This is a genomic window from Actinoplanes sichuanensis, assembly GCF_033097365.1.
GTDB lineage: Bacteria > Actinomycetota > Actinomycetes > Mycobacteriales > Micromonosporaceae > Actinoplanes > Actinoplanes sichuanensis.
The window spans coordinates 6,593,796-6,607,562 of sequence record NZ_AP028461.1 but is presented as its reverse complement, the minus strand read 5'-3'; the positions used below and the strand labels follow the sequence as shown (position 1 = coordinate 6,607,562).

Annotated in this window: 16 protein-coding genes; 7 read left to right on the top strand and 9 right to left on the bottom strand. The window is 72.2% G+C overall.

Going from position 1 to position 13,767, the window contains the following annotated elements; translation table 11 throughout:
- The first annotated feature begins 21 nt into the window (after positions 1-21).
- Positions 22-552: a hypothetical protein gene (locus tag Q0Z83_RS30550; protein ID WP_317786692.1), complete on the top strand. Its 531-nt coding sequence runs from the start codon at positions 22-24 to the stop codon at positions 550-552.
- Here the strand turns inward: Q0Z83_RS30550 and Q0Z83_RS30545 are convergent.
- Genes Q0Z83_RS30545 through Q0Z83_RS30525 form a run of 5 tightly spaced genes read right to left on the bottom strand, consistent with a single transcriptional unit; the run spans position 475 to position 5,893 of the window.
- On the bottom strand, positions 475-2,733 hold the full coding sequence (locus tag Q0Z83_RS30545; protein WP_317786691.1) for an MMPL family transporter: 2,259 nt from the start codon (positions 2,731-2,733) through the stop codon (positions 475-477). The two genes, Q0Z83_RS30550 and Q0Z83_RS30545, sit on opposite strands and share 78 nt — an antisense overlap.
- Entirely contained in the window at positions 2,730-3,488 is a 759-nt protein-coding gene (locus tag Q0Z83_RS30540; protein ID WP_317786690.1) for an LmeA family phospholipid-binding protein, read from the bottom strand. Before Q0Z83_RS30540 ends, Q0Z83_RS30545 begins: the two co-directional genes overlap by 4 nt.
- A gap of 51 nt (positions 3,489-3,539) precedes the next feature.
- The gene (locus Q0Z83_RS30535) at positions 3,540-4,904 is read right to left on the bottom strand and encodes a sensor histidine kinase (protein WP_317786689.1); all 1,365 of its coding nucleotides are present in this window, start codon (positions 4,902-4,904) and stop codon (positions 3,540-3,542) included.
- Complete coding sequence (locus Q0Z83_RS30530) at positions 4,901-5,587, bottom strand: response regulator transcription factor (RefSeq protein ID WP_317786688.1); 687 nt, start codon at positions 5,585-5,587, stop codon at positions 4,901-4,903. The genes Q0Z83_RS30535 and Q0Z83_RS30530 overlap by 4 nt, the downstream gene beginning before the upstream one ends.
- Before the next feature lie 48 nt (positions 5,588-5,635).
- Positions 5,636-5,893 carry a DUF3040 domain-containing protein gene (locus Q0Z83_RS30525; protein WP_317786687.1) on the bottom strand — a complete coding sequence of 86 codons (258 nt, stop codon included), beginning with the start codon at positions 5,891-5,893 and terminating at the stop codon, positions 5,636-5,638.
- 85 nt (positions 5,894-5,978) lie between these two features.
- On the opposite strand from Q0Z83_RS30525, the gene Q0Z83_RS30520 reads away from it, so the two are divergent.
- Positions 5,979-6,161, top strand: coding sequence for a hypothetical protein (locus Q0Z83_RS30520; protein ID WP_317786686.1), 183 nt, complete (start codon positions 5,979-5,981; stop codon positions 6,159-6,161).
- Here Q0Z83_RS30520 and Q0Z83_RS30515 read toward each other — a convergent pair whose 3' ends face one another.
- Positions 6,162-7,253 carry a M20/M25/M40 family metallo-hydrolase gene (locus Q0Z83_RS30515; RefSeq protein WP_317786685.1) on the bottom strand — a complete coding sequence of 364 codons (1,092 nt, stop codon included), beginning with the start codon at positions 7,251-7,253 and terminating at the stop codon, positions 6,162-6,164. It abuts the gene before it with no gap.
- Positions 7,254-7,349: 96 nt separating this feature from the next.
- Here Q0Z83_RS30515 and Q0Z83_RS30510 point away from each other — a divergent pair, with 96 nt between their 5' ends.
- Genes Q0Z83_RS30510 through menC form a run of 3 tightly spaced genes read left to right on the top strand, consistent with a single transcriptional unit; the run spans position 7,350 to position 9,728 of the window.
- Entirely contained in the window at positions 7,350-7,988 is a 639-nt protein-coding gene (locus tag Q0Z83_RS30510) for a GNAT family N-acetyltransferase (protein WP_317786684.1), read from the top strand.
- On the top strand, positions 7,985-8,629 hold the full coding sequence (locus tag Q0Z83_RS30505; protein ID WP_317786683.1) for a MurR/RpiR family transcriptional regulator: 645 nt from the start codon (positions 7,985-7,987) through the stop codon (positions 8,627-8,629). Before Q0Z83_RS30510 ends, Q0Z83_RS30505 begins: the two co-directional genes overlap by 4 nt.
- A 4-nt stretch (positions 8,630-8,633) precedes the next feature.
- On the top strand, positions 8,634-9,728 hold the full coding sequence (gene menC / locus Q0Z83_RS30500; protein ID WP_317786682.1) for an o-succinylbenzoate synthase: 1,095 nt from the start codon (positions 8,634-8,636) through the stop codon (positions 9,726-9,728).
- Positions 9,729-9,827: 99 nt separating this feature from the next.
- Here the strand turns inward: menC and Q0Z83_RS30495 are convergent, their stop codons facing one another.
- Positions 9,828-10,628 carry an isocitrate lyase/PEP mutase family protein gene (locus Q0Z83_RS30495; protein WP_317786681.1) on the bottom strand — a complete coding sequence of 267 codons (801 nt, stop codon included), beginning with the start codon at positions 10,626-10,628 and terminating at the stop codon, positions 9,828-9,830.
- Positions 10,629-10,763: 135 nt separating this feature from the next.
- Here Q0Z83_RS30495 and Q0Z83_RS30490 point away from each other — a divergent pair, with 135 nt between their 5' ends.
- On the top strand, positions 10,764-11,273 hold the full coding sequence (locus Q0Z83_RS30490) for an NUDIX hydrolase (RefSeq protein ID WP_317786680.1): 510 nt from the start codon (positions 10,764-10,766) through the stop codon (positions 11,271-11,273).
- 68 nt (positions 11,274-11,341) lie between these two features.
- Here the strand turns inward: Q0Z83_RS30490 and Q0Z83_RS30485 are convergent, their stop codons facing one another.
- Positions 11,342-11,995 carry an NAD(P)-dependent oxidoreductase gene (locus tag Q0Z83_RS30485; protein WP_317786679.1) on the bottom strand — a complete coding sequence of 218 codons (654 nt, stop codon included), beginning with the start codon at positions 11,993-11,995 and terminating at the stop codon, positions 11,342-11,344.
- A gap of 62 nt (positions 11,996-12,057) precedes the next feature.
- Here Q0Z83_RS30485 and Q0Z83_RS30480 point away from each other — a divergent pair, with 62 nt between their 5' ends.
- Positions 12,058-12,417 carry a winged helix-turn-helix transcriptional regulator gene (locus tag Q0Z83_RS30480; protein ID WP_317786678.1) on the top strand — a complete coding sequence of 120 codons (360 nt, stop codon included), beginning with the start codon at positions 12,058-12,060 and terminating at the stop codon, positions 12,415-12,417.
- Here the strand turns inward: Q0Z83_RS30480 and Q0Z83_RS30475 are convergent.
- Positions 12,408-13,754, bottom strand: a complete 1,347-nt coding sequence (locus tag Q0Z83_RS30475; RefSeq protein WP_317786677.1) for a transaminase — start codon at positions 13,752-13,754, stop codon at positions 12,408-12,410. The genes Q0Z83_RS30480 and Q0Z83_RS30475 overlap by 10 nt on opposite strands.
- Positions 13,755-13,767 lie beyond the last annotated feature (13 nt).

Sequence of the window (13,767 nt, the reverse complement as noted above, 5' to 3'; positions counted from 1 at the left end):
GGCCGCCGATGACTGACGGCCATGACCACGATCAGCGGCGTGCCCGCCTCCACCGGCGCCTACTCCTACTACTGGATACCGGCCACGCAGCGCCGGGAGAACCCGATGGTGCGGGTCGCACAGACCCTCGGCATGACCGCCGACGAGCTGCGCGCCCAACTGGACACCGGCCGCAGCCTCAACGACATCGCCACCACCCGCGGCATCACCCACGATGCGCTGATCAGCGCGATCAAATCCGGGCTGACCCCGGAGACGACCGCGGCCGAGGGAGCCGACGCGGTCGCCGAACGGATCGCCGGAAAGACCCACACCGACCCGGACACACCACCGCCGCTACCACCCGGCGGCCCCCGCGGGAACAACGCCGGCCTGCGTGACGAGACCAAACTCGCCGGGGTGAGCCGCCTACTCGGCATGCCCGCCGAGGACGTCGCGGCGGCCGCCACCGGACCGGCCGCCGTGGTCACGCTCCTACAGACCAAGGGCGTTCCTCTGTACGCCCTCCGCGGCGTCCTGAACAGCGGCGACCTCGTGGACGTGGCGGTCTGACCGGCGTGGCGCCCACCAATTGGCCCGCCCCATCAGCGCCATCGACGCCGGGACGAGCAGCCCCCTGATCACCGTCGCGTCGATCGCCACCGCCACCGCCAGCCCGAGACCCGTCATCTTCACCACCGGACTCGGGCTCAGGACGAAACTCGCGAACACGCAGACCATCACCACGGCGGCCGAGGTGATCACCATCCCGGTGCCGGCCAGCCCGTCCCGCACCGACCGCCGGTTGTCGCCGGTGACGTCCCACGACTCCCGGACCGCAGTCAGCAGGAAGACCTCGTAGTCCATGGAGAGCCCGAAGAGCAACGCGAACAGCAGCATCGGCACATACGACTCGATCGGCACCGGCCCGTCGAGCCCGACCAGCGTGACACCCCAGCCCCACTGGAACACGGCGGTCAGCACCCCGTAAGCGGCCGCCACCGAGAACAGGTTCATCACCGCCGCCTTCACGGCGACCACCGGGGCCCGGAAGGCGATCAGCACCAGGAGAGCGGCCAGGACGACCACGAGCCCGATGACGTACGGCATCCGCGCCCCCACCCGCTCGGCCAGCGCCGCCTTGACCGCGGTGGGACCGGTAACGAACACCCGTGTGCCGGACACCGCCACCCGTTCCAGCGCGGCCACCGTGCCGACGGTCGCCGGGTCACCCGGCCCGGTCGCCGGGACCACCCGCACCGACACCACCCGCCCGTCGCCGGAGACCCGGGCGGGGTGTGCCCGGGCCACCCCGGGAACGCCGCCGACCGCCCCCACCAGCCCGGCGACCCGCGGATCCGATGCCCCGCCGGGCGGCGTCAGTTCGGCGACCACGGTGAGCGGCCCGTTCACCCCCGGCCCGAACGCCTCGGCCAGCACGTCGTAGCCGGCCCGCCCCGCGGTTCCGGCGGGTTCGTCCCCCGCATCGGTCTGTCCCAGCGTCATCCCGGTCACCGGCGCCGCCACCACGAGCAACAGGACCACGCTGACCAGCGCATACGGCCAAGGCCGCCGGGTGACCCGATCGGCGAGGCGCCCCCAGGCCGACGCCTGATCCGCCGTCGGCGCTCTCCGGCCGCCGGGTTCGCCCTGATCGCCGGGTCCGGTGTCCGGTGGGGTCGGCGCTTTCTGGCCGCCGGGTCTGCTGTCCGGTGGCGACGGCGGGCGGGGGATCCGGAGGGCGTGGATGTGCGGGCCGAGGACGGTCAGCAGGGCGGGCAGCAGAGTGACGGCGGCGGTCACCGCCACCAGGACGATCAGACCTGCGGTCCAGCCGAGCGTGACCAGGACCGGCACCCCGGAGATGGTCAGGCCGGCCAGGGCCACCACCACGGTGCCGCCGGCGAAGGCCACCGCGCTGCCCGACGAGGCGACCATGGCGGTCACCGCGTCCGGGACCGGTGTGCCGGCGGCCAGCAGCGCCCGATAGCGGGTGATCATGAACAGGGCGTAGTCGACGCCGACCCCCAGCCCGATCATGGTGGCGATCGTGCCGGCCACTGCCGGGACCGCGGTGAGATGGCCGGCCAGGCCGATCAGGCCCAGCCCGCTGACCAGCGTGAACAGCGCGGTCAGCAGTGGAAGCCCGGCCGCCACCAGCCCGCCGAAGGCCAGCACCAGCACGACCAGGGCCACCCCGAGGCCGAACGCCTCGCTGCGCCTGGTGTCCGGCTCGGTCCGGGCCAGCGCGCCACCCGGAAGCACCTCCACACCCGGTCCGGTGGCCGCCCGCGCCGCGTCCAGCACTTCGCCGGTCAGTCCGCTTTCCAGGTCACGGGGCCCGACGTCGAACTGGACGGACAGGTAACCGGTGGACCCGTCGGCGGTCAGCGAACCGGCGGCGACGCTCGGCGGGGTCACCGAGGTCACGTGCCCGATCGCCTCGATCCGCGTCACCGCCTCGGCCGTCGCGGCCGTGTTCAGCGGGCCGTCCGGCGAGCGCAGGATGACCGAGCCGGTCGCCCCGTCGGTTCCCGGGAAATGCTCGGCCAGCAGGTCCCGGCCCCGCTGGGCGGAGCTGCCGGGCAGCGTGGTGTCGTCGTCGGTGGGCCGGCCGAACACGATCACCAGGGCCGCCACCGTCACCGTGCACAGCACCCATCCGGTGATCGTCCACCACGGCCGCCGCACGGCCGCCCGGCCGATGCCGGCGAACAGCAGGTGGGTGCGGGTGCCCGTGCGGGCGGCGCTCATGCCGTGCCACCGGGGGAGCCGCAGCGCGCCGAGGACCCGGCCGCAAGGGTGTCCGTGGTCAGGCCGGTGCCCTCGACCGACAGGCGCAGGCCGTCGGGGGTGGCGGTGACCCCGGTCCAGGACAGTCCGCCGGGGAGTTCGGGCAGGCCGGCACTCGGCAGCTGCTTCAGCGCGCCGAACCGGGTGGCCGGCAGGCGCAGCCCGGCCGACGGCACCTCCACCTCGACCGGCCGGACGGTCAGCTCTCCGCCGGAGATCTCCGGGGTGGCGATGACGGTCACCGGGATCTTCCGGCCGAACAGCGTCCGGGTGGCGGAGAACAGAAGGTGACCGGAGTCGTCCGCGGTGACCTCGTCCAGCAGCCCGGCGACCGCCGTCGGGGTGGAGCCGTCCGTTGCTCCTGCGGCGCGCAGCAGGTCGTACCCGATGGTGATGGTGGCCTTGAGGGAATCGGCCCGAACCGCGCCGCCGTCCGGAAGCCGCACGCCGGTCGCGGTGGCTTCGACACCCACCCGGTAACGCCCGGCCGGCACGTCGTCGGCGGCGACCCGGATGCTGTCGAAGGTGCCGAGGGCCAGCTGGCTCAGGAACGGGAAACCACCGAACGAGACAGACGGGTCGGACGACAGGCCGGCGGCGCAGCGCAGCCGCTCAGTGAGCCGGCCGGCCGCGGCCGAGGCCGTGACCCGATCGGTGATGACTGTCGTGACCAGCAGAAGACCGGCCACGACACCGAGAATCAGACGTTTTCGCATGGGGCCATGTCACAGGTCGCCGATGACGGCCCGGCGGGAACCGGATGAGAGTCAGATGGGAATCTCGAACCACACTGTGAGACCCGGCCCGCCCACGTCGATGCCGGTGGCGCCGCCGTGGGCGCGGACCGCTTCGGCGACGATGGCCAGGCCGAGCCCGGCGCCGTCGGTTCCGGCGCGCGACGGGTCCGCCCGCCAGAACCGCTCGAACGCCCGGCCCGCCTGGTCCGCGGGCATCCCCGGGCCCTCGTCGGCGACCGTGACCCGGACCCGGCCGCCCGACGGCACCGCGCTGACCAGCACCGCCGTGCCCGGCGGGGTGTGCGCCCGGACGTTGCTGAGCAGGTTCGCCAGGACCCGTCGCAGCACCCCCTCGTCACCGGGAACCGTCACCGGCCCGGCGACCGACACCTCGACCGGCCGGTCCGGCTCGACGGCCCGGGCGTCGGCGGCCGCGTCGCCGATCAGCCCAGCCAGATCGACCGGATCCCGGCGGGCCGGCGGGTCGGACTCCAGCCGGGCCAGGTACAGCAGCTCGTCGACGAGGGTGCCCATCCGGGTGGCCTCCTCCTCGATGCGCCGCAGCACGTCGGGGCGGGTGGACAGGTCGACGACACCGGTCCGGACCAGTTGCAGGTAGCCGCTGATCGACGTCACCGGGGTACGCAACTCGTGTGAGGCGTCCGCGACGAACGCCCGCATCCGCTGCTCGGACCGCTCCCGCACGACCATCGCCGCCTGGATCCGGGCCAGCATCCCGTCCACGGCCACCGACAGCCGCCCCACCTCGGTGCGGGCCGCCGCCGAACCCGGCTCCGGCGCGCCGACCCGGCGGTCCAGATCACCTGCGGCAATCGCCCCGGCGGTGGCGGCGATCTCGTCGAGCGGGCGCAGCCGCCTGATCACCAGCCAGCGGGCCAGGACGGTGAGCAGCGCGAGCACCAGCACGGCGGTGACGGCGGCGACCCACGCCAGCCGGGTGACGGTGTCCCGGACCGGGGCGAGCGGCAGCCCGACCAGCACCGTGCCGTTGCCGACCGGCACCACCCGTACCCGGTAGTCGCCCGCCACCGTCTGCGGCCCGGTGTCGTCCGGCCGGACCCGGTCGAGCAGCGGCGTGCCCGGCAGTGGGGTGCCGCCGACCAGGCGAACCGTGTGCCCGTCGGCGCGGCGGAACTCGATCAGATAGTCGGTGACCGACACCGCCGACCGGAGCTCGGCGCCAGTCGGGCCACTGATCAACGCGGCCCGCTGCCGGACCAGCACCGCCGCCGCGGCGAGTTGCTCGTCGGCGCGTTCCATCAGGTACGACCGGAGCGCCACCGCCGCTGTCACCCAGGTGATCACCAGCGCCGCCGCGGTCAGCCCGGCCACCCCGGCGACCAGCGAGAACCGCAGCGACCGGCGGCCGCTCACCGGTCGGCTCGCAGCGCGTACCCGAAACCGCGGTGGGTGACGATCAATGGTGGCCCGTGCCTGTCGAGTTTGCGCCGCAGATAGCCCACATATGTGTCGACGACGTTCGACACGTTGCCGGAACCGCAGTCCCACACGGCGTCCAGGATCTGTGCCCGGGACAGCACCCGCCCCGGATTGGTCAGGAAATATCGCAGCAGCCTCAGCTCGGTCGGCGACAGCGTCAGCGGCTCGCCGTTGCGGGTGACGGCCAGGGTCTCCGGGTCGAGGACCAGGCCGGCGTAGCTCAGCACCGCAATCGCACCGTCTGCCCCGGCCGGAACCCGGCGTAGCACCGCCCGCACCCGGGCCAGCAGCACCTCCACGTCGAACGGCTTGGTGACGTAGTCGTCGCCGCCGTATGCCAGACCGGACACCTGATCGGTACGCCCGTCACGCGCGGTGAGGAAGATGATCCCACCGGTCATCCCACCTGCGCGCAGCCGCCGGCACACCTCCAGCCCGTCGCCGTCGGGCAGCATCACGTCCAACAGCACCAGGTCGGGCCGGTGGTCGGCGGCCGACGCGACGGCCGCCTCGGCGGTGCCGGCGGTGTCGACGGTGAAACCGTGGAAGGCCAGCACGGTTTGCAGCAGGTCGACGATGTTGGGCTGGTCGTCGACGACGAGGACACGGGCGCTCATGGTCCTGTCATAGGACCACGTCCGGATGAGAGCCCGATGAGAGAACTGTCAGCGGCGCAGGTGGCGGCGGACCAGGACGACCACGACACCGGCCACGAAGAGGTCGAGCACCACGATCAGGCCCGGCCAGCCGAACAGCAGCATCACCGGTGGGACCAGGATGAACAGGGCCGCACACAGCACCGCGATCACCGGGAACGGCACTTCCCTGGGCGGGCCGGCCATCCGCGCGGCGAAATCGGGGTCACTCAGGTGGATCCGGCGTTCGAGTTCCGCGATCGTGCGCCGGTCGTCATCGTTCAGCATCGATGCCCCTCCCGGAGGCTACGAACAGCCCCCATTCCCGGAGATCCGCGAGTCTAAACGACTCGTTGGAGGGAAATCTGTACCCATGACGAAAGACCCGACGAAAAACCCGACCATTCAGCCGTCCGAGACCACCGTCGAACGGTTGCCCCGTCACCCGGCGTCACGGCCCCGCGCCGAGGCCGACCGTGAGCTGGTGCCGCCCGATGCCGATTTCGGCGAGCCCGCCGACGCCGCCGGCGGGCGGGAGGCAGCCGCCCAGGGCTGATCAGAGACCGGTCAGAAGGGCGGCGAGGAGGGCGGTCCGCTCGGCGATGCCGGCGACGGAGACCCATTCGGTACGGGCATGCGCGCCACCCCCACGTGGGGCCAGGCCGTCGACCGTGGGGTGGCCGAGCGCTCCGGCGGTGTTGGTGTCGGCGGCACCGTCGGCGGGCCGACCGTCGACCTGTCGGCCGATCCCGGCGGCGATCACCCGGATCCGGTCCAGCAGGTCGGCGCCGGCCGGGCCGGGACGCCAGGTGGGCCGGTGTGACAGCAGCCGGGTGGCCACCGACGCCCGGTCCCGGACCGGGCGCAACCGGTCGAGCGCGCCGAGCACCGCCTCCTCGTCGGCCGGGTCGGAGAACCGCAGCCCCAGGTCGGCGTGCGCCTGCCCGGCGACCACGTTGGTGCGGCCGCCACCCGCGATCGTCCCGGTGTTCAGCAGCACCGGCCGGTCCGCCACCACCGACCGGATCAGGATCAGCTGGTCGACCAGTTCGTCGATGGCGCTGGCCCCGGCCTCCGGGTCGAGGGCGGCGTGCGCCTCCACCCCGGTCACCTGGATCCGGGCCCGGGTGCTGCCGCGACGGCCGGTCTTCAGGTCGCCGCCCGGGTGCGGTGGCTCCAGCCCGAGCACCGCGCGTGCCCGGGCCGCCTCCGCGCGCACCAGGTCACCGGCGGACGGCGAGCCGATCTCCTCATCGGCGACGACGATCACCCGTACCTCCGGATGGTCTTGATCCTTGATCTCACCCGCCGCCGAAAGGAGCGCGGCGAGGCCCGCCTTGGTGTCGTAGACGCCCGGCCCGCGGAGCACGTCGCCGTCGACCGACCACGGCATCGTCGCCAGCGTGCCCACCGGCCAGACCGTGTCGTAGTGACTGAGCAGCAGGATCGGATCACCGCTCACGCCGCGGGCGGGCAGCGACCAGATCAGGTGATCCCCGGTCGGGTGCGTCTCGCGGGCGGTGTGGAAACCGGCCCGGGCGGCGTCGGCGTCGAGGACCTCGGCCAGGGCGGCGAGCGAGCGGGGGTCCCCGGTGGGCGACTCGCACAGCGTGTACCGATGCAGGGCGTCGAGCGTGGCTGGCGACATATGCGAAAGCTAAATTGTACGCTGCCCGTTGTCAACGAGCGATGATGTTGCCACGATGACGTTCATACGAAACGTATCTTTCGATCGGAGGCCGTCATGGACGTTGTCGTGCGGGAGCTGGACGGGCCGTCCGAGCTGACCGCGGCCGCCCGCCTCTACCGTTCCGTCTTCGGCTACACCCAGCCGGAGTACGGGGTCAGCCCGCGCCTGCTCGCCGCCCTGCGGGAGAACTCCGGGTCGGTCATCGGCGCCCTCGACCCGGCGGGCACGATGATCGGCTTCTGTTTCGGGTTCTCCGCGGTCGACCGCGGCGAGCTCTACCACTACTCACAGGCGGCGGTGGTCGACGCGGCGGCGCAGGGCCTCGGCATCGGGCGGCGCCTCAAACAGGCCCAGGCGCAGACCGCGCGCGGCACCGGGGCACGGACCATGCGGTGGACCTTCGATCCGTACGCACTGCGCAACGCCCACTTCAACCTGAACGTGCTGGGCGCCACCGGGATCCGGTTCCTGCCCGACTACTACGGCGGTGGCACCGACCGGGTCCTGGTCAGCTGGGATCTGTGGCACGCCCGCAAACCGGGTGTACCGGCCGGCACGCTCGAGTCCCCGGCCACCGACCGGGCCGCCCAGCGCTCCGGCCTGGAACGGCACTTCGCCACCGGCGCCCGCTGGACCGGCGTGACCCACGACGCCGACCGGGTCACCTGCACGTTCGAGAATGACGAATCGTGACGACCCATCGCTCCACCCCGTCCGAACGGTTCGACCGCAACGTCCAGCGCCGATCCGCGCACGTCCTCAAACAGCGGGTCCTCGAACAGCAGCGGGAGGAATTCGACAAGGCCCTGGCCTGGGCGGCCGAACAGGACGCCATCGAACGGGCGGCCGCGCTCATCGTCTCGGCCCGGCGCCGATACCTTCTGGGGTACGGCAAATCGCTCGCCTACGCGTCGATGCTGGCCACCGACCTGAGCGCCGGACTGTCCGGGGTGCACCTGGTCGGCGACGGATCGCTGCGCGCCCTCGACGTGCTCAGCGACGTCCGCCAGGGCGATCTGCTCGTCGCCGTGTCGATGTCCAGATACCGCCGGGAGACCGTCGACGTCGCCGCCGCCTACGTCCGGCACGGCGGTGACCTGGTCCTCATCACCGACGCCGAGGACGCCCCGCTCACCACGGTCGCCACCACGAGCATCGTGATCGGTACCGGGAGCGCCTCCTACGCGAACTCGCCGACCTCGGTGATGCTGGCCCTGCATCTGCTCGCCACCCTGACCATCGCCAGCTCGAAGGGCGCCGGCCGTCGCCTGCACCTCCGCGACGAACTCGCCGCCGAACTGGGACTCTATGCGGAGGATCATGATCAAGATTGACCGCGTGGAACTGCGCCGTGTCCGGCTGCCGCTCGTCCACCGGTTCCGGACCAGCTCCCACGCCAAACGCTCGCTCGAACACATCATCGTCACGCTGACCAGCACCGACGGGGCCGTCGGATGGGGCGAGACCGCCTCGCCGAGCGGGCCCTACTACTCGGCCGAAACCGTGGACAGCTGCTGGGCGGTGGCCCGGTCGTTCCTCGCGCCGCTCGTGCTCGACACCGGCTGGGAACATCCGTCGGAACTCGCCGCGGTCATGGCCAGAGTGCGGGGCAACCACTTCGCCCGAGCCGGATTCGACACGGCCGCCTGGGCGCTGTGGTCCCAGGTGTCCGGGGTGCCGCTGGCCGAAGCGCTCGGCGGAGACCGGGCCCGGGTCGAGGCCGGCGTGTCCCTCGGCATCGAACCCACCGTCGACGAACTGCTCGAACAGGTCGCCCGGCGAGTCGGCGAAGGCTACCGGCGGGTCAAACTCAAGATCGCACCCGGCTGGGACGTCACCCCGGTCCGTGCGGTCCGGACCGCGTTCCCCGCCGTGCCGCTGCACGTCGACGCCAACGGCGCCTATCCGGTCGACGAGGTCGCCGTCTTCCGGCAGCTCGACCACCTCGGGTTACTGATGATCGAGCAGCCGTACGCGCCACGCGCCCTCGTCGACCACGCCGCCCTGCAAGCCGTCCTGGAAACCCCGCTCTGCCTCGACGAATCCATCGAAGAGGTGGACGACCTGGTCACCGCCCTCCGATTGCGGGCCGGCCGGATCGTCAACATCAAGGTCTCCCGGATGGGCGGCCTCACCGCGGCGGTCCGCGCCCACGACCTGGCCCTGGCCCACGGGATCCCGGTGTGGTGCGGCGGCATGCACGAGTTCGGCATCGGCCGTGCGGCGAACGTGGCGCTCAGCTCCCTGCCCGGCTTCACCCTGCCGTCGGACGTGTCCGGTTCGGCCAAGTACTACGCCCGCGACATCACCACGGCCCCGATCGTCTGCACGGACGGCTGGGTCGAGGTGCCCACCACGGCTGGTCTCGGCTACACCCCCGACCTGCCGTTCCTGACCTCGCAAACCCTCGACCACCACACCACCGCCCGGTGATCCCGGTCTTGCCCCGACCGGTCCTCAGGACTGCTTTCGGCGTGTCTTACGCCGGCCGGTCCGCAGGGCGGTTTCGACGTCTCTTTCGCCGGCCGGTTCTCAAGGCCGTCCGGTGAAGGCCGACTCCACCTCGGCGGAGGTCAGGCCCCGCGAGCGGTAGCCGGTGGTGCCCGACTCCAGCAGCTCGCGGGCGGCGTCGCGAAGCGCACCGTAGGCCGCCCATGCCAGCGAGCCGCCGGTGGACACCCGGCGCACGCCCAGAGCGGACAACTCGGCAACGCTCGGCGTGCCGCCCAGGGCCAGCACGTTGACCGGAGCCCGCACCGCCTCGACCACCCGGGTGATGTCCTGCCGAGCGGTCAGGCCGGGGGCGAACAGCACGTCGGCGCCGGCATCGCGGTAGGCGATCAGACGGGTGATGGTGTCGTCGAGGTCGGTATGGCCGTACAGCAGATTCTCGGCCCTCGCGGTCAGGACCAGATCGTGGCGCCGCGCCGCCTCGGCCGCCGCACCGACCCGCTCCGCGCTGACGGACAGCGACTGGACGCTCCCGGTGACCGGGTTGTAGTCCTCGATCGACAGCCCCGACGCACCGGCCGCCGCCAGCAGGCCGACAGTCTCCGCGATGCCCTCGGCGGAGTCGGCGAACAGCCACTCCGAGTCGACACTCAACGGCACGTCGACCGCCGCCGCGACCGCCGCCACATGGGCGACCAACTCGTCCCGGGTCACCTGCTGGTCCCGCTTGCCGAGACTGGCCGCGAGCCCGGACGAGGTGGTGGCCAGCGCCGCGAACCCGGCCTGCCGCAGAACCCGGGCCGACCCGACGTCCCACGCGTTCGGCATCACGAACGTCCCGGCCGAGTGCAACTCCCGAAAGCGTTTCCGAAGCGGATCCATCCCCACACCCTGCCACACCCGGCCCGCACCCCGGCGGCCCGCGACCGCCGGGGTGGCGGGTGATCTGATCGGCAGTTCCCGTCGCCCCGGCTGGGCCGGCGCCGGCGCTGGACGGTGGTCTCTAGGGTTTGCGGCGTGGCTGTTTCTGAATACATCAAGCGCATGCGCGGCTCGATCGGGCACGACCTGCTGATGCTGCCCGGGGCGAGCGCCGTGGTCACCGACGACGACGGGCGGGTGCTGCTGGCCCGGCGTTCGGACAATGGGCGCTGGTCGGTCCCGGCCGGGGTGGTGGACCCCGGCGAGCAGCCCGCGGACACCGCGGTGCGGGAGGTCTTCGAGGAGACCGGGGTACGCGCGGAGATCGTGCGGCTCGCCGGGGTGGCGTCGCATCCGGTGGTCTACCCGAACGGGGACCGGTGCGAATACCTCAACGTGTGGTTCCGGTGCCGGGCCGTCGGCGGCGAGATCGGGACGACCGACGACGAGTCCCTGGAGGTGGGCTGGTTCGCGCCGGACGCCCTGCCGGCACTCGACGAGTGGTCGCTGCTGCGCATCCGGACGGCACTGGGGTCAGAGGGCCCGGCCTGGTTCGCGACGGCCGCCGAGAAACACCCGGCGCTGAACCGGCCGGACGCCCTCTGACCGGCCCCGGCCGGAAGGCATTCAGCGGGCGCCCTTGACCAGTCCTCGGCCGAAAATGATCAGTCGAGTCAGTCGAAGACCGAGATTCGGGTGCGGTGGTGCGCCGGGGTCTCGATCTCGTCGACCACCGCGACCGCCAGGTCCGCGTAGGACAGGGTGACCCCGCCGCCGGTCTCGCCGCCGCTGCGGTAGGCGCCGCGCCGCGGGGCGTCCGGGAGGAGCTGGGCCGGCGGCGTCAGCACCAGCCAGTCGACACGGGTGTCGGCGGCCCGGAGCCGGTCCAGACCGGCCGTGTGGGCGACCGCGAAGTGCCGGAACTCGGCGGGTAGCACCGCCGGATCGTCGTAGAGCGGTTCGCCGTCGGCGTCGACCAGGTTGGCGAACAGTCCGATCACGACCAGGCGCGGGACCCCGGCCGCGGCGAGGCCGTCGAGAAGGTTGTCGGTGGCGGTGATGTAGAACCTGCCGTCCAGGGTGCCGAGCGCTTTGAGGGCTTCCGGGTCGGAGGCGGGCGAGACGGCGTTGACGGCGGCGTCGTGGCCGGCGACGAGCGCGGCGACCGACCCGGCGTCGAGGATGTCGCCCGGCACGACCCGGCCCGGCAGCCGGTGCTTGGCGGGGTCGCGGACGACTGAGGTCACCTGGATGCCACGGCGTTCGGCCTCGGCGGACACGGCCCGCCCGGCCCGGCCACCGGCTCCGAAGATCACGATGCTGGTCATGCGGCGGACGCTATGCGACGGGGGCCTGGTTACCGCAACGAAACCGGCGCTAACGTGGGCGGATGGAAACGCTGGATCCGGAGATGTTCGCGCCGGAGTGCCCGACGCGGCTGGTGCCGATGCGGGTCGGTGACAAGTGGACGGCGATGGTGGTGATCTGCCTGGAGGGCGGGCCGCGACGGTTCGGTGAGCTGTTGGTCCCGCTGCGCTCCATCACGAAGAAGGTGCTGGCCGAGACGCTGCGCGCGATGGAGCGCGACGGCATGGTGACCCGCCGGGAGTTCCCAGCGAACCCACCACACGTGGAGTATGAGCTGACCCCGCTGGGGCGGAGCCTGCTCACTCTCATCGACGCCGCCCGCGACTGGTGCCACGAGCACCTGCCGGAGCTGATCGAGGCCCGCCAGGCGCACTACATCTGAAGCTCCTTCAGCGCCGCATCGAAGATCTCGTGGTGCCGGGCCACGTCGGCCAGGGACGTCTCCGGGCACATCAGCGCCATGTTGTGGAAGGGGGTCAGCAGCACACCCCGGTTCGCCAGGTAGAGGTGCAGGAAGTCCTCCAGTTCACCGTTCGCGTTGGCGGCCGACTCGGTGCCGTTGCGTGGGGCGGGGCTGGCGAACCGGTATTCGACCCGCGCACCCAGCCTTGAGACGGACCACGGTAGCCCGTACCCCTCGATGATTTCGATCAGTCCGTCGGCGAACGCCGACGCCGTCTCGATCATGGTGGCGAACGCGGCGTCGGTGAGGACCTTCTGCAGCGTGGCGCGGGTCGCGGCCATCGACACCGGGTTGCCGGCCAGGGTGCCGCCGACGCCGCCCATGTCGACCAGGTCCAGGTCGCCGCGGCCGCTCAGCGCGTCGGCGAGTTCGGCGCTGAGGCCGTACGCCCCGACCGGCACCCCGCCACCGATGGCCTTGCCGATCGTCAACACGTCCGGTTCGAGGCCCCAGAACGCGGTCGCGCCGCCCGGCCCGGCCGAGAACGTGTGCGTCTCGTCGTTGATCAGGTAGGTGCCGTGCCGCCGGGTCAGTTCCCGCACCCCGGCCAGGTAGCCGTCCTCGGGCAGCACGATGCCGATGTTGGTCAGCGCCGGCTCCATCAGCACCGCCGCCACGTCACCGTGCGCGAGCTCCCGTTCCAGGCCGGCCAGGTCGTTGAACTCGGCGACCCGGCTGGTCAGCGTCACGTCGACGGGCGCGCCGACGTTGCCCTCCCGGCTGACGCCCCGCCCGTCCGGTCCGACCACGATCAGCGACTCGTCCACCGAACCGTGGTAGCAGTAGCTGTTGACCAGGATCTTCGGCCGGCCGGTGACCGCGCGCAGCAGGCGGATCGCCCAGCGGTTGGCGTCGGTGGCGGTCAGCGCGAAACTCCAGGCGGGCAGCCCGAACCGGCGGGCCAGCTCGGCGCCGGCGATCGCCGCGTCCTCGGTCGGCATCATCGTGGCCAGGCCATGCTGGACACGCTCGGTGACCGCGGCGACGACCGGGGCGGGGGAGTGGCCGGCCATCGCGCCGGTGTCCCCGAGAGCGAAGTCGACGAACGTGTTCCCGTCGACGTCGACGATCCGGTTACCGTTCGCTTTCGCCAGGTAGATGGGGAAATCGCCGGCGGTCTTGTTCATCCAGGTCATCGGGACACGACCGAAGAGATGATCAGATCTCTGGTACGCGGCCCGCGAACCCGGATGACGGTCGGCGAAGGTGACGCGCTCCCGCGCCATGAGCGACTGCAAACGTGAATCCGTCGACATGGCGCGACGCTAC

Excerpts from the sequence above, each read along its gene's own strand:
- Q0Z83_RS30480 (WP_317786678.1), top strand. The coding sequence starts at position 12,058 with ATGGAAACGCTGGATCCGGAGATGTTCGCGCCGGAGTGCCCGACGCGG.
- Q0Z83_RS30530 (WP_317786688.1), bottom strand. The coding sequence starts at position 5,587 with ATGAGCGCCCGTGTCCTCGTCGTCGACGACCAGCCCAACATCGTCGAC.
- Q0Z83_RS30550 (WP_317786692.1), top strand. The coding sequence starts at position 22 with ATGACCACGATCAGCGGCGTGCCCGCCTCCACCGGCGCCTACTCCTAC.
- Q0Z83_RS30485 (WP_317786679.1), bottom strand. The coding sequence starts at position 11,995 with ATGACCAGCATCGTGATCTTCGGAGCCGGTGGCCGGGCCGGGCGGGCC.
- Q0Z83_RS30510 (WP_317786684.1), top strand. The coding sequence starts at position 7,350 with ATGGACGTTGTCGTGCGGGAGCTGGACGGGCCGTCCGAGCTGACCGCG.
- Q0Z83_RS30475 (WP_317786677.1), bottom strand. The coding sequence starts at position 13,754 with ATGTCGACGGATTCACGTTTGCAGTCGCTCATGGCGCGGGAGCGCGTC.
- Q0Z83_RS30545 (WP_317786691.1), bottom strand. The coding sequence starts at position 2,733 with ATGAGCGCCGCCCGCACGGGCACCCGCACCCACCTGCTGTTCGCCGGC.
- Q0Z83_RS30520 (WP_317786686.1), top strand. The coding sequence starts at position 5,979 with ATGACGAAAGACCCGACGAAAAACCCGACCATTCAGCCGTCCGAGACC.
- Q0Z83_RS30540 (WP_317786690.1), bottom strand. The coding sequence starts at position 3,488 with ATGCGAAAACGTCTGATTCTCGGTGTCGTGGCCGGTCTTCTGCTGGTC.
- Q0Z83_RS30515 (WP_317786685.1), bottom strand. The coding sequence starts at position 7,253 with ATGTCGCCAGCCACGCTCGACGCCCTGCATCGGTACACGCTGTGCGAG.
- Q0Z83_RS30495 (WP_317786681.1), bottom strand. The coding sequence starts at position 10,628 with ATGGATCCGCTTCGGAAACGCTTTCGGGAGTTGCACTCGGCCGGGACG.
- Q0Z83_RS30525 (WP_317786687.1), bottom strand. The coding sequence starts at position 5,893 with ATGCTGAACGATGACGACCGGCGCACGATCGCGGAACTCGAACGCCGG.